The organism is Fibrobacter sp. UWR2, from assembly GCF_002210285.1.
Taxonomy (GTDB): domain Bacteria; phylum Fibrobacterota; class Fibrobacteria; order Fibrobacterales; family Fibrobacteraceae; genus Fibrobacter.
Window position 1 is genome coordinate 1 of record NZ_MWQE01000015.1, and the last position, 22,316, is coordinate 22,316.

Annotated in this window: 37 protein-coding genes and 1 tRNA gene; 37 read left to right on the forward strand and 1 reads right to left on the reverse strand. The window is 55.0% G+C overall.

Going from position 1 to position 22,316, the window contains the following annotated elements; all coding sequences use genetic code 11:
* From B7994_RS13520 to B7994_RS13680, 33 genes are all read left to right on the forward strand, one after another.
* On the forward strand, nt 1-107 hold a 107-nt coding region (locus B7994_RS13520; RefSeq protein ID WP_144063679.1), incomplete at its 5' end, for a hypothetical protein.
* A gap of 9 nt (nt 108-116) precedes the next feature.
* Nucleotides 117-425: a 30S ribosomal protein S10 gene (gene rpsJ / locus B7994_RS13525; protein ID WP_073190353.1), complete on the forward strand. Its 309-nt coding sequence runs from the start codon at nt 117-119 to the stop codon at nt 423-425.
* 5 nt (nt 426-430) lie between these two features.
* Nucleotides 431-1,048 carry a 50S ribosomal protein L3 gene (gene rplC, locus B7994_RS13530; protein WP_088638994.1) on the forward strand — a complete coding sequence of 206 codons (618 nt, stop codon included), beginning with the start codon at nt 431-433 and terminating at the stop codon, nt 1,046-1,048.
* Nucleotides 1,048-1,668, forward strand: coding sequence for a 50S ribosomal protein L4 (gene rplD, locus B7994_RS13535; RefSeq protein WP_088638995.1), 621 nt, complete (start codon nt 1,048-1,050; stop codon nt 1,666-1,668). Before rplC ends, rplD begins: the two co-directional genes overlap by 1 nt.
* Nucleotides 1,668-1,970 (forward strand): 50S ribosomal protein L23, encoded by a 303-nt coding sequence (gene rplW / locus B7994_RS13540; RefSeq protein ID WP_088638996.1) that lies wholly within the window; start codon nt 1,668-1,670, stop codon nt 1,968-1,970. The genes rplD and rplW overlap by 1 nt, the downstream gene beginning before the upstream one ends.
* 2 nt (nt 1,971-1,972) lie before the next feature.
* A complete protein-coding gene (gene rplB / locus B7994_RS13545; RefSeq protein WP_088638997.1) occupies nt 1,973-2,803 on the forward strand; it encodes a 50S ribosomal protein L2 in 831 nt (276 codons plus the stop codon).
* 3 nt (nt 2,804-2,806) lie between these two features.
* Nucleotides 2,807-3,088, forward strand: coding sequence for a 30S ribosomal protein S19 (gene rpsS / locus B7994_RS13550; protein WP_088638998.1), 282 nt, complete (start codon nt 2,807-2,809; stop codon nt 3,086-3,088).
* Nucleotides 3,088-3,438, forward strand: coding sequence for a 50S ribosomal protein L22 (gene rplV, locus B7994_RS13555; protein ID WP_088638999.1), 351 nt, complete (start codon nt 3,088-3,090; stop codon nt 3,436-3,438). Before rpsS ends, rplV begins: the two co-directional genes overlap by 1 nt.
* A gap of 2 nt (nt 3,439-3,440) precedes the next feature.
* Nucleotides 3,441-4,100 carry a 30S ribosomal protein S3 gene (gene rpsC, locus B7994_RS13560; RefSeq protein ID WP_088639000.1) on the forward strand — a complete coding sequence of 220 codons (660 nt, stop codon included), beginning with the start codon at nt 3,441-3,443 and terminating at the stop codon, nt 4,098-4,100.
* 2 nt (nt 4,101-4,102) lie between these two features.
* Nucleotides 4,103-4,516, forward strand: coding sequence for a 50S ribosomal protein L16 (rplP, locus tag B7994_RS13565; RefSeq protein ID WP_088639001.1), 414 nt, complete (start codon nt 4,103-4,105; stop codon nt 4,514-4,516).
* A complete protein-coding gene (gene rpmC / locus B7994_RS13570) occupies nt 4,516-4,719 on the forward strand; it encodes a 50S ribosomal protein L29 (protein WP_088639002.1) in 204 nt (67 codons plus the stop codon). Before rplP ends, rpmC begins: the two co-directional genes overlap by 1 nt.
* A gap of 17 nt (nt 4,720-4,736) precedes the next feature.
* Nucleotides 4,737-4,991: a 30S ribosomal protein S17 gene (rpsQ, locus tag B7994_RS13575; protein WP_088639003.1), complete on the forward strand. Its 255-nt coding sequence runs from the start codon at nt 4,737-4,739 to the stop codon at nt 4,989-4,991.
* Nucleotides 4,992-5,012: 21 nt separating this feature from the next.
* Entirely contained in the window at nt 5,013-5,381 is a 369-nt protein-coding gene (gene rplN / locus B7994_RS13580; protein WP_072807549.1) for a 50S ribosomal protein L14, read from the forward strand.
* Nucleotides 5,381-5,680 carry a 50S ribosomal protein L24 gene (rplX, locus tag B7994_RS13585; RefSeq protein ID WP_088639004.1) on the forward strand — a complete coding sequence of 100 codons (300 nt, stop codon included), beginning with the start codon at nt 5,381-5,383 and terminating at the stop codon, nt 5,678-5,680. The genes rplN and rplX overlap by 1 nt, the downstream gene beginning before the upstream one ends.
* Before the next feature lie 9 nt (nt 5,681-5,689).
* Nucleotides 5,690-6,229: a 50S ribosomal protein L5 gene (gene rplE / locus B7994_RS13590; protein WP_088639005.1), complete on the forward strand. Its 540-nt coding sequence runs from the start codon at nt 5,690-5,692 to the stop codon at nt 6,227-6,229.
* A 9-nt stretch (nt 6,230-6,238) separates the two neighbouring features.
* Nucleotides 6,239-6,424, forward strand: a complete 186-nt coding sequence (locus B7994_RS13595; protein WP_014546106.1) for a type Z 30S ribosomal protein S14 — start codon at nt 6,239-6,241, stop codon at nt 6,422-6,424.
* A gap of 14 nt (nt 6,425-6,438) precedes the next feature.
* Entirely contained in the window at nt 6,439-6,834 is a 396-nt protein-coding gene (gene rpsH, locus B7994_RS13600; RefSeq protein WP_088639006.1) for a 30S ribosomal protein S8, read from the forward strand.
* A 2-nt stretch (nt 6,835-6,836) separates the two neighbouring features.
* Nucleotides 6,837-7,376 (forward strand): 50S ribosomal protein L6, encoded by a 540-nt coding sequence (gene rplF, locus B7994_RS13605; RefSeq protein ID WP_088639038.1) that lies wholly within the window; start codon nt 6,837-6,839, stop codon nt 7,374-7,376.
* Nucleotides 7,377-7,385: 9 nt separating this feature from the next.
* A complete protein-coding gene (gene rplR / locus B7994_RS13610) occupies nt 7,386-7,757 on the forward strand; it encodes a 50S ribosomal protein L18 (RefSeq protein WP_088639007.1) in 372 nt (123 codons plus the stop codon).
* Between the two features lie 11 nt (nt 7,758-7,768).
* Nucleotides 7,769-8,251, forward strand: coding sequence for a 30S ribosomal protein S5 (gene rpsE / locus B7994_RS13615; protein ID WP_088639008.1), 483 nt, complete (start codon nt 7,769-7,771; stop codon nt 8,249-8,251).
* A 13-nt stretch (nt 8,252-8,264) separates the two neighbouring features.
* A complete protein-coding gene (gene rpmD / locus B7994_RS13620) occupies nt 8,265-8,444 on the forward strand; it encodes a 50S ribosomal protein L30 (RefSeq protein ID WP_072807556.1) in 180 nt (59 codons plus the stop codon).
* Between the two features lie 2 nt (nt 8,445-8,446).
* A complete protein-coding gene (gene rplO, locus B7994_RS13625) occupies nt 8,447-8,884 on the forward strand; it encodes a 50S ribosomal protein L15 (protein WP_088639009.1) in 438 nt (145 codons plus the stop codon).
* Nucleotides 8,884-10,230, forward strand: a complete 1,347-nt coding sequence (gene secY, locus B7994_RS13630; protein WP_088639010.1) for a preprotein translocase subunit SecY — start codon at nt 8,884-8,886, stop codon at nt 10,228-10,230. The genes rplO and secY overlap by 1 nt, the downstream gene beginning before the upstream one ends.
* Nucleotides 10,230-10,448 (forward strand): translation initiation factor IF-1, encoded by a 219-nt coding sequence (infA, locus tag B7994_RS13635; protein WP_014546098.1) that lies wholly within the window; start codon nt 10,230-10,232, stop codon nt 10,446-10,448. The genes secY and infA overlap by 1 nt, the downstream gene beginning before the upstream one ends.
* A 26-nt stretch (nt 10,449-10,474) precedes the next feature.
* Nucleotides 10,475-10,591: a 50S ribosomal protein L36 gene (gene rpmJ, locus B7994_RS13640; protein WP_088639011.1), complete on the forward strand. Its 117-nt coding sequence runs from the start codon at nt 10,475-10,477 to the stop codon at nt 10,589-10,591.
* Nucleotides 10,592-10,600: 9 nt separating this feature from the next.
* Nucleotides 10,601-10,969, forward strand: coding sequence for a 30S ribosomal protein S13 (gene rpsM / locus B7994_RS13645; protein ID WP_072807559.1), 369 nt, complete (start codon nt 10,601-10,603; stop codon nt 10,967-10,969).
* A 26-nt stretch (nt 10,970-10,995) separates the two neighbouring features.
* A complete protein-coding gene (gene rpsK, locus B7994_RS13650; protein WP_173378974.1) occupies nt 10,996-11,421 on the forward strand; it encodes a 30S ribosomal protein S11 in 426 nt (141 codons plus the stop codon).
* Nucleotides 11,422-11,439: 18 nt separating this feature from the next.
* A complete protein-coding gene (locus B7994_RS13655; protein ID WP_088639013.1) occupies nt 11,440-12,414 on the forward strand; it encodes a DNA-directed RNA polymerase subunit alpha in 975 nt (324 codons plus the stop codon).
* Nucleotides 12,415-12,416: 2 nt separating this feature from the next.
* Nucleotides 12,417-12,887 (forward strand): 50S ribosomal protein L17, encoded by a 471-nt coding sequence (rplQ, locus tag B7994_RS13660; RefSeq protein WP_088639014.1) that lies wholly within the window; start codon nt 12,417-12,419, stop codon nt 12,885-12,887.
* Between the two features lie 176 nt (nt 12,888-13,063).
* Nucleotides 13,064-14,230 carry a polysaccharide biosynthesis/export family protein gene (locus B7994_RS13665; RefSeq protein ID WP_088639015.1) on the forward strand — a complete coding sequence of 389 codons (1,167 nt, stop codon included), beginning with the start codon at nt 13,064-13,066 and terminating at the stop codon, nt 14,228-14,230.
* A 4-nt stretch (nt 14,231-14,234) separates the two neighbouring features.
* A complete protein-coding gene (locus B7994_RS13670) occupies nt 14,235-15,437 on the forward strand; it encodes a lipopolysaccharide biosynthesis protein (protein ID WP_158213155.1) in 1,203 nt (400 codons plus the stop codon).
* Between the two features lie 24 nt (nt 15,438-15,461).
* Nucleotides 15,462-16,742, forward strand: a complete 1,281-nt coding sequence (locus tag B7994_RS13675) for an O-antigen polymerase (RefSeq protein ID WP_088639017.1) — start codon at nt 15,462-15,464, stop codon at nt 16,740-16,742.
* Complete coding sequence (locus tag B7994_RS13680) at nt 16,732-17,679, forward strand: acyltransferase family protein (protein ID WP_088639018.1); 948 nt, start codon at nt 16,732-16,734, stop codon at nt 17,677-17,679. Before B7994_RS13675 ends, B7994_RS13680 begins: the two co-directional genes overlap by 11 nt.
* 3 nt (nt 17,680-17,682) lie before the next feature.
* Here the strand turns inward: B7994_RS13680 and B7994_RS13685 are convergent, their stop codons facing one another.
* Entirely contained in the window at nt 17,683-18,915 is a 1,233-nt protein-coding gene (locus tag B7994_RS13685) for an oligosaccharide flippase family protein (protein WP_158213156.1), read from the reverse strand.
* A 66-nt stretch (nt 18,916-18,981) separates the two neighbouring features.
* Between B7994_RS13685 and B7994_RS13690 the strand changes: the two genes are divergently transcribed.
* From B7994_RS13690 to clpX, 4 genes are all read left to right on the forward strand, one after another.
* Nucleotides 18,982-19,061, forward strand: a tRNA-Leu gene (locus B7994_RS13690).
* A 35-nt stretch (nt 19,062-19,096) separates the two neighbouring features.
* Nucleotides 19,097-20,356, forward strand: coding sequence for a trigger factor (gene tig / locus B7994_RS13695; RefSeq protein WP_088639020.1), 1,260 nt, complete (start codon nt 19,097-19,099; stop codon nt 20,354-20,356).
* An 11-nt stretch (nt 20,357-20,367) separates the two neighbouring features.
* The gene (locus tag B7994_RS13700; RefSeq protein WP_088639021.1) at nt 20,368-20,958 is read left to right on the forward strand and encodes an ATP-dependent Clp protease proteolytic subunit; all 591 of its coding nucleotides are present in this window, start codon (nt 20,368-20,370) and stop codon (nt 20,956-20,958) included.
* Nucleotides 20,958-22,250, forward strand: a complete 1,293-nt coding sequence (gene clpX / locus B7994_RS13705) for an ATP-dependent Clp protease ATP-binding subunit ClpX (RefSeq protein ID WP_088639022.1) — start codon at nt 20,958-20,960, stop codon at nt 22,248-22,250. The genes B7994_RS13700 and clpX overlap by 1 nt, the downstream gene beginning before the upstream one ends.
* The last annotated feature ends 66 nt before the right edge of the window (nt 22,251-22,316 follow it).

The following is a 22,316-nucleotide window of genomic DNA, read 5'->3' on the forward strand; positions in this document are numbered from 1 at the left end:
ACGTGAACCTCATCGCCCCGATCGCCATGGAAAAGCAGCTCCGCTTCGCTATCCGCGAAGGTGGCCGTACTGTTGGTGCTGGCTCCGTAACCGAAATCATCAAGTAAGGAAAAATCATGGCTGGTGAACGCATTCGTATTCGCTTGAAGAGCTTCGATCATCGTATGATCGACCGCTCTGCTCAAGACATCGTGAATACAGCTAAGCAAACGGGTGCCCGCATTGCGGGACCCATCCCCCTCCCGACGAAGGTCCAGAAGTATACGGTGCTCCGCTCTCCGCATATTAACAAGACTTCTCGTGAACAGTTCGAATCCCGTACGCACAAGCGTCTTATCGACATCCTTGATGCTACGCCGCAGACTGTTGATTCCCTCATGAAACTTGACTTGCCGGCTGGTGTCGAAGTCGAAATTAAGGTCTAATAACAATGAACGGTATTCTCGCAAAGAAGTTGGGAATGACCCAAGTGTTCACGGAACAGGGCGAATGCGTCCCTGTCACGGTTCTCGAAGCCGGTCCGTGCGTGGTCGTTTCCCACAAGACAGAAGAAAAGGACGGCTACACTGCTGTCCAGATCGGCTTTGGTCTCAAGAAGGAACAGCGTGCCAACAAGGCAGAAATCGGCCATTTCAAGAAGGCTGAAATCGCTGTCCGCGAACACCTCGCCGAATTTGACGTCGCTGATCTCGAATCCTGGCCGGTTGGCAAGGAATTCGGTGCTGCCGACTTCGCCGATGCAAAGATGGTGAACGTCTCCGGCATTTCCAAGGGTCACGGCTTCTCTGGTGCCATCAAGCGCCATGGCTTCCACAGCGGTCCCCGCTCTCACGGTACGCACAACATGCGCGAACCGGGCGGTACGTCTGCTCACTCCTACCCGGGTCGTGTTTTCCCGGGCAAGCGTATGCCTGGTCAGTACGGCAACAAGAAAGTGACTGTCAAGCACCTCCAGGTCGTCAAGGTTGACGGCGACCGCAACCTGATCTTCGTCCGTGGCGCTGTCCCGGGCCCGAAGAACAGCATTATCGTGGTGAGGAAAGACTAATGGCTAGTGCAAAGCTTTTCGCCGCAACAGGCGATTTCAAGAACGATATCGAACTCCCGAAGATGTTTGACGAAGAAGTCAACACGGTCTGCATGTACCTCCACATCAAGGCTATTCTGAACAACCAGCGCCAGGGCACCGCCCAGGCCAAGAATAAGTCCTCTGTTAGCGGTGGTGGCCAGAAGCCGTGGAAGCAGAAGGGTACCGGCCGCGCTCGTTCCGGCCAGAACACCTCCGCTGTGTGGGTTCGCGGTGCCAAGGCACACGGTCCGAAGTCCCACGACTACTTCGAAAAGGTGAACAAGAAGGTCAAGAAGATTGCTTTCCACTCTGCACTCGCTGCAAAGGCCAAGGAAGGCAAGGTCCTCGTGTTCGAAGCCCTCAGCTTCGGCGCCCCGAAGACCAAGGATCTCCTCGCTGTCCTCACTAAGGCTGGCGTCGAACAGCGCAATGCTCTGTTTGTCGTGAGCGCTAAGGACGAAAACCTTTACCTCTCCTCCAACAACATTCCTTGGTGCCGTTGCGCACGCGTTGAAGATGTCAACACTTACGACATCGTCCGTGCGAACAACGTTGTCATCTCTCAGGCTGCTCTCGCAGAACTTGAAGGAGGCCGCTAATGAAGGAAATTCGTGAAATCCTGCTGACCCCGCACATTACCGAAGAAACCATGAAGAACATGGTGAATCCGCGTAACGATGTGCACAAGTATGTTTTCAAGGTCGCCATGGACGCCAGCAAGACCGATATCAAGGCTGCTGTCGAGAAGCGCTTCTCCGTCAAGGTTGATTCCGTTAACACCGTGATCACCCGTGGCAAGATCAAGCGTGTCCGCATGGTTGCCGGCAAGAAACCCAACTGGAAGAAGGCCTACATCACGCTCAAGGCCGGGCAAAAGATTGCCGAGTTCGAAGGAGTATAACTATGGGTCTGAAGTCTTATCGCCCTCTTACCCCGACGCTTCGTTACAAGCAGATTGGTGACCGCAAGGAAATCACTGCCGACAAGCCGTACAAGCCCCTTACCGAAGGTATCAAGAGCAGCTCCGGCCGTAACAACGTTGGTGAAATCACCTCCCGCCGTCGCGGTGGTGGTCACAAGAAACTGTACCGTATCATCGATTTCAAGCGCAAGTTCGCAGGCATCCCCTGCACGGTCGAAACTATCGAATACGATCCGAACCGTTCCGCTCGCATCGCCCTGGTCAAGTACCAGAACGGCAAGCGCGCCTACATCATCGCCCCGGCTACTGTCAAGGTCGGTGATGTGCTGAACGCCGGCGCTGGTGCCGAGTTCCGCGTGGGTAACGCTCTCCCGATTCGCGATATTCCGCTGAACACGATGATCCACAACATCGAGCTCAAGCCGGGCAAGGGTGCTCAGCTGGTCCGCTCCGCCGGTGCCGCTGCTGAACTCGTCGCCAAGGACGGCAAGCTCTGCCAGGTCAAGCTCCCGAGTGGTGAAGTCCGCTTCATCTCCGAAGACTGCCTCGCTGTTGTCGGTCAGGTTTCCAATATCGATCACATGAATGAATCCTCGGGTTCTGCAGGCCGCTCTCGCTGGCTCGGCAAGCGCCCGTCCGTCCGTGGTGTCGTTATGAACCCGGTCGACCACCCGCTCGGTGGTGGTGAAGGACGTACTTCTGGTGGTCGTCATCCGTGCTCTCCCTGGGGCAAGAACTCCAAGGGTGCCAAAACTCGTAACAATAAGCGTACCGATAAGTACATCGTGCGCCGTCGTCAGAAGAGGGCCTAATTCATGTCGAGATCCCTTAAGAAAGGTGCTTTCGTGGATTCCCACGTTCTAAGCAAGGCCCAGGCAATGGCTGGCTCCGACAAGAAGCAGCCGATCAAGACCTGGTCCCGTCGTTCCACAATCGTTCCGGATATGGTCGGACTCACTTTCTCTGTGTACAACGGAAAGCAGTTCCTCCCGGTCTATGTTTCCGAAAACATGGTCGGCCATAAGCTCGGCGAATTCGCAATGACCCGTACGTTCCGTGGCCACCGCAAGACGGAAACCGCTGGAGGTAAGAAATAATGCAAGCTGTTGCTAAAGTGAAAAACGTCCGTTACGGTGTGCGCAAGCTCCGCCGCGTTGTGGACCTGGTCCGTGGCAAGCGCGTCGACGAAGCCTTCGCGATGCTCTCCATCATGCACACGCAGACCAAGGGCGCTCCGATTGTCGAGAACGCTCTCAAGTCCGCTGTCGCAAACTTCAAGCAGAAGTCTGCCGCTCCGGTCGCCGCTGAAGAACTCGTGATCAAGACCATCGCTGCTGACGGCGGTACGATCATGAAGCGTATTCACCCGCGTTCCCAGGGCCGCGCTTTCCGTATTGAAAAGCCGCTCACCCACCTCACCGTCGTCGTCGCAGACAAGGAGAAATAACAATGGGTCACAAAACTCATCCTAATGGTCTTCGTCTTGGCGTTATCCGCGGTTGGGAATCCAAGTGGTATGCCGAAGACAACTTTGCTGATCTTCTCTATGAAGACATTACCCTCCGTCGCTACCTGATGAAGCGTTTCGAACATGCCTCCCTCTCCAAGGTCGGCATCGAACGCACCGTCAAGAAGGTGAACGTGAACCTCTTTACCGCCCGCCCGGGTATCGTCATCGGTAAGAAGGGCGAAGAACTCGAACGCGTCAAGAGCGAGCTCCAGTTCCTCACCGGTAAGGAAATTTTCATCAGCGTGCACGAAATCAAGCGCCCGGAAACGGATGCCAAGCTCGTCGCTGAAAACATCGCCCGCCAGCTCGAAAAGCGTATCTCCTTCCGCCGCGCCATGAAGCGCGCCATCCAGTCCGCCATGCGCCTGGGTGTGGAAGGTATCAAGGTGCAGTGCGGTGGCCGCCTCGGCGGTGCCGAAATTGCCCGCGTCGAAAAGTATGCCGAAGGCCGCGTGCCTCTGCACACTCTCCGCGCCGATATCGACTACGCGACATCGATTGCTAAGACCGTCTATGGTGCCATCGGTATCAAGGTGTGGATCATGCACGGTGAAAAGATTGGCAAGGACGTCATGAACGACAACAAGAGAGAGAAGTAATTATGCTGAGTCCTAAAAGAACATTACATCGTAAGCAGATGAAGGGCCGTATGAAGGGTGTCGCTCATCGCGGCAACTACATGGCCTTCGGCGAATTCGGCATTCAGGCTCTTGAAAAGTGCTGGCTGACGGCTCGCCAAATCGAAGCTGCCCGTATCGCTATGACCCGTAAGATCAAGCGCGGCGGTCGCGTGTGGATCCGCGTGTTCCCCGACAAGCCGATCACCCGTCACCCTGCCGAAGCCCGTATGGGTAAGGGTAAGGGCGCCGTGGAATTCTGGGTCGCCGTGATTCTCCCGGGTCGCATCATTTTCGAAATGGGTGGTGTCGAACGTGAACTCGCCATGGAAGCTCTCCATGTCGCGGCACAGAAGCTCCCCCTCAAGTGCAAAATCATCGAAGAATCGGAGATCTAATGAAAGCTCGTGACATTAAAAATGAACTGAGAGCTCTCGACGTGGCTCAGCTCAAGGAAAAGCTGGCACAGTTGAATCTCGATTTGTTCAATTACCGCATGACTGCGAAGCTCGGTAATTTGGAAAAACCCTCTGTGATTCAGGCTGCCCGCAGGGACATCGCCCGAATCAAGACCATCCTCAGCGAAAAGGCCAAGGCATAAGCCGGCAGGAGCAGGAAATGGATAGAAACCTTCGTAAAGTCAAGCAGGGTGTTGTCGCCTCCGACAAGATGGATAAGACCATCACGGTTGTGGTTGAAAACCGCAAGCGTCATCCCATGTACAACAAGATCATGACCACCACCAAGAAGCTCAAGGCTCACGATGAAAACAACGAAGCCGGCGAAGGCGACCTGGTGGAAATCATGGAAACTCGTCCTCTTTCCGCTACGAAGCGCTGGCGTCTCGTCCGCATCGTCGAAAAGAAGAAGTAAACTCCTGGAGTAAGGCGAAATATGATTCAAGAAGAAACCAGACTCGTCGTGGCTGACAACAGTGGAGCCAAGGAAGTCGCCTGCATCCGTGTTTTGGGTGGCACGAACCGTCGCTATGCTAGCATCGGTGATGTCATCAAGGTAGCCGTTAAGGACGCTATCCCCCAGAGCAAGGTGAAGAAGGGTTCCGTGGCCGACGCCGTCGTCGTGCGCACACGCAAAGAAATCTCCCGTCCGGACGGAACGTTCATTCGTTTCTCGGACAACGCAGTTGTTCTCATCACTAAGGATGGTGAACCGCGTGGAACCCGTATTTTTGGACCGGTGGCTCGTGAGCTCCGCGAAAAGAATTACATGAAGATCATCTCCCTCGCACCTGAGGTTCTCTAATGGCTAACATCAAGAAGAATGATAACGTCAAGGTGATTTCCGGTGCCTTCAAGGGCAAGACCGGCACCGTGATCAGTGTCAAGGCCGGCAAGGTGACCGTCAAGGACGTCAACGTCTGCAAGCGTCACGAAAAGCCGAGCCAGACCAACCAGGCGGGCGGCATCATCGAGAAGGAAATGCCCATCGACATTTCCAACGTGATGCTTCTCGAAGGCAATACGCCTGTTCGTACCCGTATCGTGCGCGAGAAGGGCAAGAAGGGCGTTCGTACCAGTGTCAAGACTGGAAAGGCTGTGTAAGGTAAAACCATGAATCAGATGAAGCAATTTTATCTCGAAAAAGTCGTTCCGGCCCTGCAAGCAAAATTCGCCTACAAGAACGTGATGGAAATCCCGCGTCTCGAAAAGATCGTGGTGAACATGGGCGTTGGCGCCGCTGCTCAGAACCGCAAGATTCTCGACGAAGCTGCCGACACTCTTACTGCCATTACGGGTCAGAAGGCCGTCGTCACCACAGCGAAGAAGGCTATCGCCAACTTCCACCTCCGTGAAGGTCTCGGCATCGGTGCCAAGGTCACTCTCCACGGCGACATCATGTGGGACTTCCTCTACCGTTTCATCAACATCAACCTCCCACGTGTCCGTGACTTCCGTGGTCTCGCTCGCCGTGGTTTCGATGGAATGGGCAACTTCACTCTCGGTATCAAGGAACAGACGATCTTCGTCGAAATCGATATCGATAAGATTTCTCGTACCTTCGGTATGGACATCTCCTTCGTGACCTCTGCAAAGACGGACGACGAAGGCCGTGCCCTTCTCGAAGAACTTGGACTCCCCTTCAGGAAGTAAGGTAATACCATGGCAAGCAGAAGAATGATTGAAAAATGCAAGCGTACCCCGAAGTATACCGTTCGTGGGTATAACCGTTGCAAGCGTTGCGGTAGGCCGCACGCCTTTATGCGCCGCTTTGGCCTTTGCCGTATTTGCTTCCGCGAAATGGCACTCGCCGGCGAAATCCCCGGTATCACAAAGTCGTCTTGGTAAGGAGAGTATAACTCATGGCAATGACAGATCCTATCGCCGATATGCTCACCCGCGTGCGCAACGCCTGCAAGGCTAAGCTCCCCGTGGTTGACATTCCTGCCAGCAACCTGAAGCGTGAAATTGCACGCGTTCTGCAGGAAAAAGGTTTCATCAAGAAGTTCGTCGTCGTCGATGACGGCAAGCAGGGCATCCTCAAGGTTCTGCTCCGTTACACGAAGGGCGAATCCGCTATCCAGGGTATCCAGCGCGTGTCTACGCCGGGTCTTCGCCACTATGTTGACGTGGCTAAGCTTCCGCGTGTCCGCAACGGCCTTGGCTATGCTATCATCTCCACATCTAAAGGTGTCATGACTGACCACGAAGCCCGCGAACAGAAGGTGGGTGGCGAAGTCATCGCAAAGGTATGGTAAAGATGTCCCGTATCGGAAAAGCTATTATCAACATCCCGGCTGGCGTCAAAGTCGCCGTCAATGGTCAGAACATCAAGGTGGAAGGCCCGAAGGGCAAGCTCGAGACCAACGTCCACGAACTCATTTCCATCAAGCTCGAAGGCTCTCAGCTTTCCTTCTCCCGTCCTGACGACCAGAAGTTCACCCGTGCCATCCACGGCACGACCCGCGCTCTCGTTGCCAACATGGTCGAAGGCGTGACCAAGGGTTTCGAGAAGACTCTCGAAATCGTCGGTGTGGGCTACCGCGTCGAACAGAAGGGCAAGGACCTGAACCTCGTGCTCGGTTTCTCTCATCCGGTCATTTTCAAGGCTCCGGAAGGCGTCGAACTCAAGGCTGTCGACCCGCTGAAGATCTCCATCTCCGGCATCGACAAGCAGAAGGTCGGCCAGGCTGCCGCGGAAATCCGCAAGTACCGTAAGCCTGAACCGTATAAGGGCAAGGGCATCAAGTACACTGGCGAAATTATCCGTCGTAAGCAAGGTAAGAAGACAGGTAAATAAGGGTAAACTATGACTGCAATTGCTAAGAAAAGAATCCAGTCCAGAATCGCACGCCACGCTCGTGTGCGCAAGTCTGTTGTCGGAACTGCAGAATGCCCTCGTTTGGCCGTTCGCCGTTCCTTGTCTCACATGGTCGCCCAGATTATCGATGACGCGAACAACAAGTCTCTCGCTCAGGTCGCTACGACTGCCAAGGAATTCCAGGGCAAGTTCGGCGAAATGACGAAGACGGAACAGGCCAAGCAGCTTGGCCTCCAGGTCGCTGAAATCGCCAAGTCCAAGGGCATTGAATCCGTGGTCTTCGACCGCGGCGGTTACATCTATCACGGTCGCGTTCAGGCTCTCGCTGAGGGAGCTCGTGAAGGCGGACTCAAATTCTAGTGAGGTACACTTTGGAACGCGAAGCTCAAGTTTCTGAATTTGAAGACAAGGTTGTACACATCAACCGTTGCGCGAAGACCGTCAAGGGCGGTCGCCGTATGTCCTTCTCCGCTCTCGTTGTCGTCGGCAACAAGAACGGCAAGGTGGGCGTTGGCCTCGGCAAGGCTAAGGAAGTTTCCGAAGCCATCCGTAAGGGTACCGAAGCTGCCCAGCGCAACATTGTTGAAGTCCAGCTCCTCGACGGCACCATCCCGCACGACATCGAAGTGAAGGCCGGTTCTACCCGCATTCTCCTCATGCCGGCTGCTCCGGGTACTGGCGTTATCGCCGGTGCTGCCGCCCGTGCTGTTCTCGAACTCGCCGGTGTGCGCAACATCCTCACCAAGATTCACGGTTCCTCCAACCCGAGCACTGTCGTGAGCGCTTGCCTGGAAGGCCTGAAGTCCCAGATGAACAAACAGGACTGCGCCAAGCTGCGTGGTTTTGAAGCCTAAGGAGTAATACACAATGAAGAAAGTTCGTATTACTTTGATCAAGGGTACCGTCCGCCGTCTCCCGGTGCACCGCGCCAACGTGAAGGCCCTCGGTCTCCGCAAGATCGGACAATCTGTTGAACACGTTTTGACCCCCAGCATCCAGGGCATGATCAATGCCGTGGCTGACATGGTGAAGGTCGAGGAGATCTAATAATGGAACTCAATACTCTCAATCCTGGCAAGGCCAAGGTCGTCAAGCGCAAGCGCATCGGCCGTGGTCCGGGTTCCGGTTGGGGCACCACCGCTGGCCGTGGCCAGAAGGGTGCTGGTGCTCGTAAGAGCGCCAAGGCTGGCCGTGTCGCTTTCGAAGGCGGTCAGATGCCTATCCACCGCCGCATCCCGAAGCGCGGTTTCAAGCATGCCGGTATCGAATTCCAGATCGTGAACCTCAAGCGTCTCGCTGCCGCCAACGTGGCCGAATTCGACGCCAAGGTCCTCTTCGATCTCGGGTTCATCCGTAACATCGACAAGCCCGTGAAGGTTCTCGCCTTCGGTGCTATCGACAAGGCTATCAACGTCAAGGTTAACGCTATCAGCGAGAAGGCCAAGGCCCTCATCGAAGCTGCTGGCGGCAAAGTCGAGATCGTCTAATGGAAGCTCTCAAGAAAGCCATTGATGCGTTCGTCAACGCGTTCAAGATTGGGGACCTGCGTAAGAAGTTGCTCTTTACGCTTGGTGTCCTCATCATCTACCGCATTGGCGCACACATCACCATCCCCGGAGTAAACGCCGCGGTCCTCGCGGAATACTTCAAGAACTCGAACAACTTGTTCGGCATGTACGACTCCTTCACGGGCGGTGCATTCGCGAAAGCGACTGTGTTCGCCCTGGGTATTATGCCCTATATCAGCGCGTCCATTATCATTCAGTTGATGGGCTCGGTGATTCCGGCTATCCAGATGCTCCAGAAGGAAGGTCAGGAAGGCCGTGCCAAGCTGAACCAGTATACCCGATACTTCACGGTGTTTCTTGCCGCTTTGCAGGGCTGGGGCATTTCCGTATGGCTTTCCTCCCTCAAGGTCGGTGCAACCTCCGCTCTCGCGGACGGCTTTACATCGGGTGCGGGGAACATCGGCTTCCGTCTACTTGCTACCCTGACCTTCACCGCCGGTACGATTTTCGTGATGTACCTGGGCGAACAGATTACTTCGCACGGTGTGGGTAACGGTATTTCTCTTATTATCTTCGCCGGTATCGTCGGAAGCTTCCCGCGAGCTTTCCTTGCCGAAGTGGAAATGTTGAAAGAAGGCATCCATCCGCTCGCCATCGAGATCTTCATCTTGGCGATTGTGATTGCGATTGTCGGATTCATCGTTTTCGTGGAGCAGGCGAACCGTCGCATTCCACTCCAAAGTCCTCGTAGGACTGTCGGAAACAAGGTCATGGGTGGTCAGTCCAGCTACTTGCCCTTCAAGGTCAACACTGCTGGTGTGATTCCCGTGATTTTCGCTTCGTGCATCATGTTCATTCCGGCCATGATCGCGTCGTGGTTCCCGAACGTCTCTGCGATGCAGTCTTTCGCCGCAGCGTTCATTCCAGGTCACATTTCCTACAGTGTGATCGACGCGCTGCTTATCATATTCTTCACCTTCTTCTACACGGCAATCCAGTACAACCCGAACGACATTGCCGAAAACCTGAAGAAGTCTGGCGGATTTATCCCGGGTGTGCGTCCGGGTAAGCAGACGGCGGAATACATAGACCACATTTTGACCCGAATTTCTCTTCCGGGCTCGCTGTTCCTCGCCTTAATCAGCGTCGGACCGCTCCACCTGAAAGACGCACTCAATATGAGTTTCTATATTGGGGGCACCTCGGTACTCATCGTGGTCGGTGTGGCGCTGGATACGCTTCGTCAGCTCGAAGCCCAGTTGCATACCAAGAATTATGAAGGTTTCTTGAAGCATGGCCGCATCCGCGGCAGGATGGCATCTTAGTGGCTAAAGAAGAAGGCATACAAGTTGAAGGCGTCGTTCTGGAAGCGCTCCCGAACGCGTTCTTCCGTGTCCAACTCGGAAATGGTCACGAGATCCTCGCTCATGTTTCAGGAAAGATGCGTCGGCATTTCATTCGAATTTTGCCGGACGACAAAGTGTTGGTTGAGATTTCTCCCTACGACCTCAATCGTGGGAGAATCACTTACCGTTACAAGTAATAGGTATTCAAAAGAAGGTCAAACCTATGAAACTCAAAGCCTCCATCAAACCCAGATGTGAAAACTGCAAGATCATCCGTCGTAAGGGTGTATTGCGCATCATCTGTTCGAAGAACCCCCGTCACAAGCAGAAGCAGGGATAAGGAGATCGTATGGCACGTATCGCTGGTGTCGATTTACCGAAAAACAAGACCGTCGAGTACGGTCTGACGGCAATCTATGGCGTCGGTCTGTTCACCGCTAACAAGGTCTGTGCTCAGCTGGGCATCGACAAGAACAAGAAGTGTGACGACCTGACAGAAGAAGAACAAGGTAAGATTCGTCATCTCCTCGAAGACGAATACTCCGTGGAAGGTCAGCTCCGCGCGGAAGTTACCCTGAACATTAAGCGTCTCTTGGATATCGGTTGCTACCGTGGTATCCGCCACCGCAAGGGCTTGCCCGTTCGCGGTCAGCGTTCCCGTACCAACGCCCGTACCCGCAAGGGCCCCAAGAAGACTGTGGCTAACAAGAAGAAGTAAGGAGATTCCTCGTGGCTGAAGAAGAAATCAAGGAAACTGCTGCCGCCGCCGAAGCTCCGGCTGCTGCTGCTGAAGATGTCAAGGTCAAGAAGGGCAAGAAGCGTATCGACATCCAGGGCATTGCCTGCGTCAACGCTACCTTCAACAACACAATCGTCTCTATCACCGATGCTCGTGGCAACGTCGTCGCTTGGGGCTCCCCCGGTAACTCCGGTTTCAAGGGTTCCCGCAAGAGCACTCCGTTTGCCGCCCAGCTCGCTGCCGAAACTGCCGCCCACAAGGCGTTCGACCTCGGCATGCGCAAGGTGGATGTCCGCGTGAAGGGTGCCGGTGGTGGTCGTGAATCCGCCGTCCGCGCTCTCAAGAATGCGGGCCTCGAAGTCCTCTCTATTCGAGACGTGACGGGTATTCCGCACAACGGTTGCCGTCCTAAAAAGAAGAGAAGAGTCTAATCCAAAGAGGTATCGCCAATGATGTGGAAATCACTTCAGATGCCGCGTAGCTTCCAGAAAGTGGAATCTAGCGAAGACGGTCGCAAGGCCAAGTTTGTTGTCGAAGCTCTCGAAAGAGGCTGGGGCATCACGCTCGGTAACGCTCTCCGTCGTGTGCTTCTTTCCTCCCTGCAGGGTGCGGCAATCGTCTCCGTGAAAATCGAAGGCGTCGACAAGGAAATGTCTACGATTCCGGGTGTCAAGGAAGATGTCACGGATATCATCCTGAACTTGAAGAGCATCCGCGTGAAGCTCCTTTCCGACCATGACGAAACACTGCACCTGGATATGTCCGGTGATGGCGAAGTCACGGCTAAGGATTTCATGGACAATCCGAACGTGGTCATCCTTACTCCGGATGTCCATATTGCGACATTGAACGGAAACGCTTCTCTGTCCATGGATGTGAAGATCTCCTGCGGTCGCGGTTTTGTCCGTGCCGACGAGTTGAAGGACAAGGACGCCCCGATTGGCGTTATCGCGACCGACGCGAACTTCAACCCGGTTCAGCAGGTGGCGATGCACATCAGCGATACCCGCGTTGGACAGCGTACCGATTTCAACCGTTTGGAACTCGAAATTACGACCGACGGTTCCATTGACCCCGAAGACGCTCTCGCATACGCTGCGAAGCTCCTCGTCGATCACTTGGAAATCTTCATCAACTTCGAAGGCGACCTCGAGAGCCCCGAAGAAATCGAAATGGATGAAGAACGTCAGCGTATTGCGACGCTCCTGCGTACCCGCGTGGACGAACTCGAACTCTCTGTTCGTTCCAGCAACTGCCTGCGTATGGCCAACATCCATACCGTCGGCGAACTTGTACGCAACAAGGAAAACGATATGCTCAAATACAAGAACTTCGGAAGGAAGTCCTTGGTGGAACTTAACGAGGTGTTGACCTCCATGGGCCTTTCCTTTGGCATGGACGTCGATGACTACTTGAAGGATTAAAAATGAGACACGGTGTAAAGAACAAGAAACTGGGTGTTAATTCCCAACACAAGCGTGCCATCCTCCGCGCCCTTACCACCTCCATTATCGGCAAGGGTATGGAAGCCGAACAGTCTGCCCGCTACGTGCGCACTACGCTCCACAAGGCTAAGATTGTCCGCTCCAACGTGGACCGCATGATTACCTACGCTAAGAAGGGTGACCTCTCCGCTCGTCGCGAAGCGGCTCGCTTCCTTACGGACCCGAAGGTCCTCCAGGACCTTTTTGCCACCATCGGACCGCGTTATGCTGGCCGCAATGGCGGTTACACTCGCATCATCAAGCTCGGCCCGAACCGCGCTGGTGACGCTGCCGAAATGGCCCTCATCGGCCTCGTCGAAGACGAGATCGTCGTGAAGACCAAGAAGGCTGCCGAACCCGCCAAGTCCGATGCCGTGAGCATGGTCGAAGGCGAAGGCAAGTCCGCTAACTAAGGCGTTGCGCTTTTGAAAAAAGGGCCCGGCTTTATCGCCGGGTCTCTTTTTTTTGTGGGCCACTTTTTACCCAAAGAATACACGGAGCAGATTGAAAATTGACGTGTCGATGACGCGCCGGATTGCGTTTTTTTGTATTTTTGTAAAACATTTACCTTTTTAAGACCGATTTCTGTATGCTCCGATTGATCGCGACCATATTGCTGCTTGCTATCTCCGCCTTCGCGGAAGGCAATGTCTATTTGAATTCTGCCTTGAACGGCACGTCCACGATTACCCCCCGAAGCACTGTCACGCTCTCGCCGTCATACGCCGAAAATCCGGTAGATTCCACTTACCAGCTTGGGCCGGGCGATTTCCTCGATATCGGGCTCGAGAACAACTACTTGACGGTACAGATTTATCCCGATGGCAGCGTGGCTATCGAGGAATGCGGTTCGGTGAACGTTCTGGGTAAGACGCTTGCAGAAGCTCGCGAAATGATTCTGGACCTAGTCTCCAAGCGCTACAAGCGCGAGTTCTGCTATGTACAGCTGGCTTCGCTCAAGCGATTCCGCGTGAGCGTCATGGGCGCAGTGAGCCAGGTGGGCCAGCATATGGTGGAACCGCAGACGAGGCTCAGCTATTTCGTTAGGCAGATTGGCGGAACCATCCCGAATGCGAATACCGAGGACCTGCTTATTATTCGCAAGGGCGATACGTTGCATGTGAACTTCAACGAGATTGCCGCGAGGGGAGATTTCGCGAGCGATATCATGTTGCAGCAGGGCGACCAGATCTATGTGCCCTTCGTGCCGACGGGCGATAATGTCACGCTGATTTTCCCGGGGTATAGGACGAGTGTCGCCTACAAGGATGGCCGCACCCTCCAGGACTATTACGAACTTTCGGGCAGTTCGCGCCTGCACAACTACGGTTACAAGGCTCTCTGCGTGCGCGAACCCGACAAGGCCCCGTACTGGATTCCGCTTTCCGAGATGAAGAATACCGTGGTGGCGCCCAACACCGAAGTCGAGTTTACGGTGACGCAGATGTTCGTATATGTAGGCGGTGCCGTGGGGCGTATTGGCCAGTTCGACTACACTCCCTCCTGGCATGCGATTGACTATATCGCCGCTGCCGGTCTCAACACGATTTCTGGTTCCTGGAGCCAGGTGAAGGTATGGCGCGGCAAGAATCCCGAGGCCATGAGCCTGAGCATTACCGAAGACCAGATTCTGCCGGGTGACTATATCGAGGTGCCCAAGAGCCGCTACGAGTCTTTCAAGGATTTCACGCTGTTCCTCGCATCGCTCCTCACGGTCGTGTCTTCGGCGTTCATTATTTATGTCAACTACAAGTAGCCCTATGGAAAAGCACGAAAACTTGACGTTCATGGAACTGTTGCTGAGGATCCTCAACAACTGCCTCGCGCATTTGAAGCTGTGCATTGCCATTGTCACTATCCCCACGGCAATCATGTTCGTGTTGGTGATGTGGGTGCTCGAGCCTACGTACAGGGCCGAAGCGGTCGTGACGCCGCCTACTTCCGAGGTGTCCCTGGCCGGGAATATCGGCAAGTTCATGGACGGGCTCGACAATCTGGGATCGATCTCGTCGCTCCTAGGGAAGGCCGACAACGGTACGGATATCGTCTGGACGTACCTGAATTCCTGGGAACTGCACGACATGGTCATCGAGAAGTTCGACCTCGTGAACCATTACGAGTTCGACGGGAAATTCCATGCGGATATGCTCAAGCAGTTCCGCAAGAACTTCGACGTGGAGATAAACGACGAGGGCATGTTCAAGCTGACCTACGAGGACGAGGACTATGTGCTTGCCGCCGAGGTGCTGAACTTTATGCTCGCGAAGGCCGACTCCATGTACAACAGCTACAAGACGTCGCAGGCGAGGATTTCGAGACAGTATATTCAGGAACGTCTTGAACGCGAAGAGCATGCCATAGACTCCCTGCAGGAAGTCTTCGTGAAGTTCCAGACCGAAAACCATTTCTATGACCCGGAGATACAGCTCGAGGCTACGATGAAGTACCTGAGCACTCTGCAGGGGAACAGGGACATGGTGGCGCAGGAACTGGCGTTCGAGAAGATGGAACGCGGTGAAAACGGCCGCCGTTATGAGGAACTGCGCAAGCGCCTGAGTTCTGTCGATGCATCGATGAAGCAGGCGACGCAGGGCAAGCGCGGTTCTGTCGGTATCGTGGCGCTTGACAAGAGTTCCGACCTCGCGGCCCAGTACCTGCGCATAGAATCGGAAGTCAAGATCAAGATGGCCGTGTACAAGTACCTGCGCCAGCAGAGCGAACAGCTTGCGCTTGTCGAGGCGAACATGCGGGCGAACCTGATTATCTTGCAGCCGGCATGGCCCAACGACAAGAAGGTGTTCCCCATCAGGAGCATGATGCTTGCGTTTACATGCCTTGTGGCAGGCCTTATCGCCATGTTCGTGAGCTGCTTTATCGAACGTTGCAAGACATCGGACAAGGATTCCGTGTTTATGCGCGAAATGCAGCGCCTGGCAAGGTTTTTCGGGAAGAAGGGCGCCTGATTCTAGACGTGACGGGTATGGCCCATGTACGATATCTGGGATAACTATTCCGTCTCGATTGTATGCCTTGTTGCGGTTATATTCTGCCTTTGGCAGACGTGGTACCTGAAGAAAGATTTCTTTGTCCCTGCTAACGTGTACGTGTTTGCCCAGTGCCTTACGCTGGGCATTGCCTATATAAAGTTTGACCCCGCCATGACGGACTTTACGTCCAAGACATGGATGGTATGGGGCGGCGCCCTGTTCTCGTTTGTCCTGGGTTCGGTTGTCTATTACCTGGTGAATCCCCGGGACCACCACTCCAAGGTAGATACGGACGTGGCCTCGATATACAACTGGCGGCTGCACTTTATTTTCTCGATAGTCCTAATGCTTGCATACTTTGTGGGTGTCGCGCTCATGATCAAGAAGGTGGGGACACTGATAATCCTTACGGACAATATCTCCAAGTGGGTGTCCTCGGATGTGGACTACGGAGCATTCACGAGTACGGCTGTCGCGAGCTCGCCGCTAGTGGTGCTGTTCTTTATGGTGGCCTCGTTCAAGTCGGTGAACCCGTACCGCGGCATCCGCATCTTCTCGGTAGTAATGTCCTTTATCATCATCGCGCTTACGGTGTGTGTGTACCCGAGCCGTACATCCCTCTTCCTTTCGCTCGGGTTTATCCTGATTCTCTTTAACAACCTCAAGGCACGGATTCCTATCCGGGTGATAGTCGGCGCGCTCCTTGTCGCCGTGGTGCTGTTTGTGGCGGTTGCGCTTTTCAGGTCGCAGTATGGGACCAATTCCCTGCAGGGCATGGTCGCGAAGCAGGCGATGTCTATCCCGTACAGGTATGTGGCGAACAACTATTGGAATCTCGACTACATGCTCAATTCCCCGCCCGACGATGAGAGGCACCCGTTTACCTATGGTATCGATGCCCTGAACGGCATGTTCGAGTACACGACTATTCCGGGTGCTATCCGTAAGTCGATGGGCTGGGACGGGATGTTCAATGAGAGCGTGAACAAGGTGCCGGCGTACAATACGACGGGCTACCTGTGGGAGGTGTACAAGGACTGGGGTATTGCCGGTACGGTCCTGTTCCCGTTCTTTGTGTCGCTGTTCATGACGTTCCTTTACGAACGGATGAAGGAGGCGCGTTCGCCCGGGCTGTGGATGCTCTTTACCATATTCCTCTACTATGTGGGATGGTGGTTCTTCCTGGCGGGCTACAAGTTCGGCATGTTCTGGCTGTGGGTTTACCTGGTAATTGCGCTGACGAAGATTTGCGAACAGAAGAAGGTGGAGCATGCGCATTGAGACCGCGGATAGGCTGAAGGCGCTTTGCATCGTGCTGATGGTCGTGGGACATTGCGAAATCGCTCCCGCCCTCCACGACTTTATTTACCTGTTCCATATCCCGCTGTTCTTCTTTGTCTCGGGGTATTTCTTCAAGGAAGATTTCTCGGTTGCGAAGGTCCGGCTCGATGTCCGCCGCCTGCTGGTGCCGTACGCCGTGGGTGTGTTGCTGGTTGCGCTCCGGTATGCCATCGATGCTTTCCGGACGGGCAGTTTTGAACTGCTCCCGCGGTATGCCGCCTCGGCGCTTGTCGTTGGCCCCGGGATGCATTTCGCGGGGTACGATAACCTGGATGTGGGCGTGCTGTGGTTCTTGCCGGCACTGTTCTTTTGCAGGGTCATTTATGGCCTGCTGTCGAAGGTGAGGCACGGTACATGGATTGCGGCTGGCGTCGGGTTTGTCGCCTGCTCCCTGCCGGAGGGAATCTGGCTCCCGTTTGGCCTGCAGCAGGGCGTTGCGGGAATGTTCTTCTATGCGGCAGGGCACGGGTTTGCGAATGCCCGCATGCTGAGCGGCAACCGCTTTGCCTTGCCCACGTGCGCAGCCATTGCGGTTAGTGCGATTTGGATACCCGCTATCGACATGCATGTGGGGCTTTACCCGGTGCCGTTGCTGAGCGCGCTTGCCCCGCTGGGTGCCTGCGTGCTGTGGTGGAAGTTGGTCTATTGTCTTGAGGGCCGTCGCTGGAAGGTGCTTTCTGCGGTTTCGGCCTGCGGGCGCATTTCGCTCGTGATACTTACGGTGCACTACTTCGAGGCGATGACCTTTGCGTGGCACGCGAAGTTCGCGTTCGTGCCGCTCTGGGCGTTCCCCGTGGTGCGTTTTTCTATCGACTTGGTTGTTGCGGTACTGCTTTCCAAGATACCCGCCATTCGTAGGGTATTCTGTATAAAGTAACAACTACCAGCGGATGCGATCGTTCTTCGTGAAGTAGAATGCGAGTACGATGGTCAGGAATACGTCGCCCGAGAGCGTGAGCATCGGGATGGCTTCGGGCATCACGTGATTTGCCCCGAGGCTACAAATGGCCACGTTCACGAACCCGCCTGCGGTAATCATCGTGCCGTAAAGCATGGTGCGCTTTTCCTTGAGCATGGTGGAGACCATCGCCATGCGGAGGGCCTGCAGTACCAGCGATAGCGACAGCAGGCGCAGGCACAGGGCGCTCTGGTTCAATACGTCGCTTGTCCAGGGGGCCGCGAAGAATATGACTTGGAGCGTCTGGTCCGGGAACAGCCAGAAGGGCGAAGACACCACGATGATGAACAGCGTGAATACCAGCTGGTCGCGTATGTGGAGCGTGTGGCTGTCGGTCTGGTGCAGCGTGATGAGACTCGACGATATGAAATGCACCATCAGGCCTGATGCAAGGATTATGAGCTTATGCGAAAAGTTGTAGGCGCCCAGGAATTCGGGCGGGGCGACGTGCGATACCGTGTAAAGGCCTGCGGGCAGGTACGCGAAGCTTGCGAGGCTTGCGAGGGCGTACGGGAGCGCCGACTTGAACATGAGCGAGAAGAACCTACGGGTGTGAGGCCCGATGTCGAACACCTTCGGGGTAAACGCCTGGCGCACGCCGAACCCGAAGGCGGGGAGGGCCGCAAGTACCATCGCGAAGGCGACTCCCCCGATGGATTCGATGTGGAATATGCAGAGCGCTATCCCCATGATGGAGGTGTACGCGATGGTGTGCAGCACCTTCGAGATGAGCAGTTTTTTCCAGAAATTTCCGCAGATGAAGTACCAGTCGAAGAACGCGTGCTGGAACAGGAGGCCGAAGGCGAGGATGACTTCTCCCCAGAATGCCGGGTGGTCGGGACGGACGAAAACCGCGAACGATACCATGGCGAACGCGGCGACGCCTGTCATCGCTAGCCTGAGCTGAAGCACATTTGTAAACAGGCGCCCCTTGGTGGCCCGCTTGCCGAAATAGGCCAGGATAAGGGTCGCCATGCCGAAGTCGGCGAGCGCGCAGAATATGGTGTAATCGCTTTGTAAGATTCCGAAGTAGCCGAAATTTACGATTCCAAGGTTATTGGCGATAATATTCTGTACAAGGACGGACACCCCTTGGATGAGGATGTTCACCAGGGAAATGAAAACGCCAATCTTAATGTTCTTGACTACTTGCAATGGAGCATAAAATAGATGTTTTGCTCGCAAATGTTTTGGACTTTTTCTAATTTTGGGTGCGGAAACGCGAAAGTGGCGGAATTGGCAGACGCGCCAGACTTAGGATCTGGTACTTCGGTGTGAGGGTTCGACTCCCTCCTTTCGCAGAGAATTTCATATTAACAGTATATCGGAGTCTATAATGTCCGTTGAAATCAAAGAAACAAGCGCCACCCTGCGCACCCTCTCCGTAACCATTCCCGAAGCAGATCTCGCTGCTCCGTTCGAGAAGAAGCTCGCCCAGTACAAGAAGCAGGTCGCCCTCAAGGGTTTCCGTCAGGGCATGGTTCCGAAGGCCATGGTCCTGAAGCAGTTCGGTGACGCCATCCGTCACGAAGTCGTGAACGAGACTGTCGACAAGGTTATCGGTGAAGAGCTCAAGAAGGCGAACATTATCCCCGTTGGCCAGCTCAAGGTGACCGAGTTCAAGGAAGACAAGGAAAACGGTATCAACATGACTGTCGAAGTCGAAGTTGATCCGGAAATCGATATCAAGGGTTACGACAACACGGGTATCACCGTCCCGGCCACTGCCGTGCACGAAGAAGAAGTCCAGGCTGAATTCGACCGCCTTTCCCAGATGTGGAGCAAGGACGAACCGGTTGACCGCGAAGCCAAGAAGGGTGACCTCGTTGTGGGTAACTACATCGAAGTCGTGATCAACGGCGAAAAGCAGGAACTCCCCGAGAACAAGGAATTCCGCAGCCTTCTCGGCGAATCTGCCTCTCCGGGATTCGACGAAGGCCTCATGGGCGTGAAGGCCGGCGACAAGAAGGAAATCAACTTCAAGTACCCCGATGACCACAAGGACGAACGTTACCGCGGCAAGACTGCCCAGTTCAACGTGGAAATCACCAGCGTGCGCGAAATCGTGCCGCCCACCTTCGATGAAGAATTCTGCAAGCAGATCGGCGTGAAGGATGTCGAGGAACTCAAGAACAACCTCGCCGAAAGCCTCGCTAACCAGAAGAAGGACGCCGCCAAGACGAAGGCTATCAACGAAGCTATCGACAAGCTCATTGAAAGCAACCCGTTCGACGTGCCGAATGCCCGCGTTGTTGACCTCATCAGGTGGTCCATCAACCGCAATGCCCAGAGCGAGAAGGACATGGTCGAACCGACTGAAGAACAGATCAAGACCCTTTCTCCCGAAGCTGTTCGCGAAATCAAGAAGCACCGCATCCTGGACTTCGTCGCTACGAAGGAAAAGCTCAAGGCTAGCCAGGCTCAGGTGGACGAACGCCTCAAGCTGATGGCCGACAACTACCATGTTGCATTCGATGAACTGAAGAACCACTTCCGCCAGTCCGGCCGTATCAACCAGCTCCGCGACGAACTCCGCGTGCAGATGGCTGCCGACTTCATCGTGGGTATCCGCCCGGCTGCTGAAGAATCCAAGTAAGAGGTAAATGAATGATCATTCCTACCGTCATTGAGACCACCGGACGCGGTGAACGCGCCTACGATATCTATTCCCGCCTCCTCAAGGAACGCATCATCTTCTTGGGCACGCCCATCAACGACGAAGTGGCGAACAACGTCATGGCGCAGTTGATTTTCCTTGAATACGAGAATCCGGAAAAGGATATCACGCTGTATATCAACAGCCCCGGTGGTTACGTGTCGGCAGGCCTTGCCATTTACGATACCATGCAGCATGTTCGCCCGAACATCGCGACCATCTGCATCGGCAGTTGCGCCTCGATGGCCGCCGTGCTCCTCGCCGCGGGTACGAAGGGCAAGCGCTATGCGCTCCCGCATTCCCGCATCATGTTGCACCAGCCTTCGGGCGCTGCCACCGGGCAGTCCACCGATATCCAGATTACCGCGAAGGAAATCGTGCGTACGAAGGATACCTTGACCGAGATTGTTGCAAAGCACACCGGCAAGTCCATTGAAGAAGTCCGTGCGAAGACTGACCGTGACTTTTACATGGGGCCCGAAGAAGCGAAGGCGTTTGGCGTGATTGACGAAGTCTTTGTTCCGCGTAAAGAGGGAATTTAATGTATCGTAGCGGGAAAAACCATCCGACCGTGACATGCAGTTTCTGCGGCAAGCCCGCGGAACGTGTCGAGAAGATGATTACGGGCGCTGGCGTCCAGATCTGCAGCGATTGCGTGGCGATGTGCTACCGCATTATCGAAGAGGACAAGTCCCGCTCCATGCAGGAGAAGGCGGCTGCCGAAGCTGCCGTGCAGAAACCGCTCCCGCTCCCGACCGAAATCAAGGCTCACCTGGACGAGTTCGTGATTGGACAGGACCAGGCGAAGACGGCGCTCTCTGTCGCGGTGTACAACCATTACAAGCGCTTGCGTTACAAGCAGGCGCATGCCGATTCCAAGGACGACGTGGAAGTCGAGAAGTCCAACCTGCTGCTGGTGGGCCCCACCGGTTCGGGTAAGACGCTCCTTGCGCAGACGATGGCGCGCTTCCTCGACGTTCCGTTCACGATTGCCGACGCGACGGTGCTTACCGAGGCGGGCTACGTGGGCGAAGACGTAGAAAACATCATCGTGCGCCTGTTGCAGGCTGCCGATTACGATGTGGCCAAGGCCGAACGTGGCATTATCTTTATCGATGAAATAGACAAGATTGCTCGCAAGACGGCAAACCCCTCCATCACGCGTGACGTGAGTGGCGAAGGTGTGCAGCAGGGCCTCCTGAAAATCCTGGAAGGCACTGTTGCGGCGGTCCCCCCGAAGGGCGGTCGCAAGCACCCCGAGCAGGCTCTGGTGCAGGTGAACACGAAGAACATCCTGTTCATTTGCGGTGGCGCCTTCGAAACGCTCGACAAGATTATCGCCCAGCGCGTGAACAAGGGCGGCATGGGTTTCGGTGCGGATATCCGCAGCGAAAACGACAATACCCTGAGCGAACTCTTCAAGCAGCTTGAACCCGATGACCTCATCAAGTTCGGGCTCATTCCCGAAATCGTTGGGCGCTTGCCGATTGCGGTGGCGCTCGAAGAACTTGACGAGGCGGCGCTCCTCAACATTCTCACCCAGCCGAAGAACGCTCTCGTGAAGCAGTTCAAGAGCCTCTTCAAGATGGACGGTATCGAACTTGAATTCACCGACGACGCCCTGAAGGAAATCGTGCGCGAAACCATGAGCCGCAAGACCGGTGCCCGCGGGCTCCGCTCCGTGATGGAAAAAACATTGCAGCAGGCGATGTTCGAGATGCCCGGTTCCGACGTGAAGAAACTCGTGATTACCGCCGAGATGGTGAAGAACGGACTCAATCCGATTACTGTCGCCGGCAAGAAAACTGCGAAGAAAAAGCGGAACGTTGCCTAGTTAGACGCTCACGAATTTATTTTACGGTGCGGCCTTTTACGGGCCGCACTTAGTGTTTCTATCTTT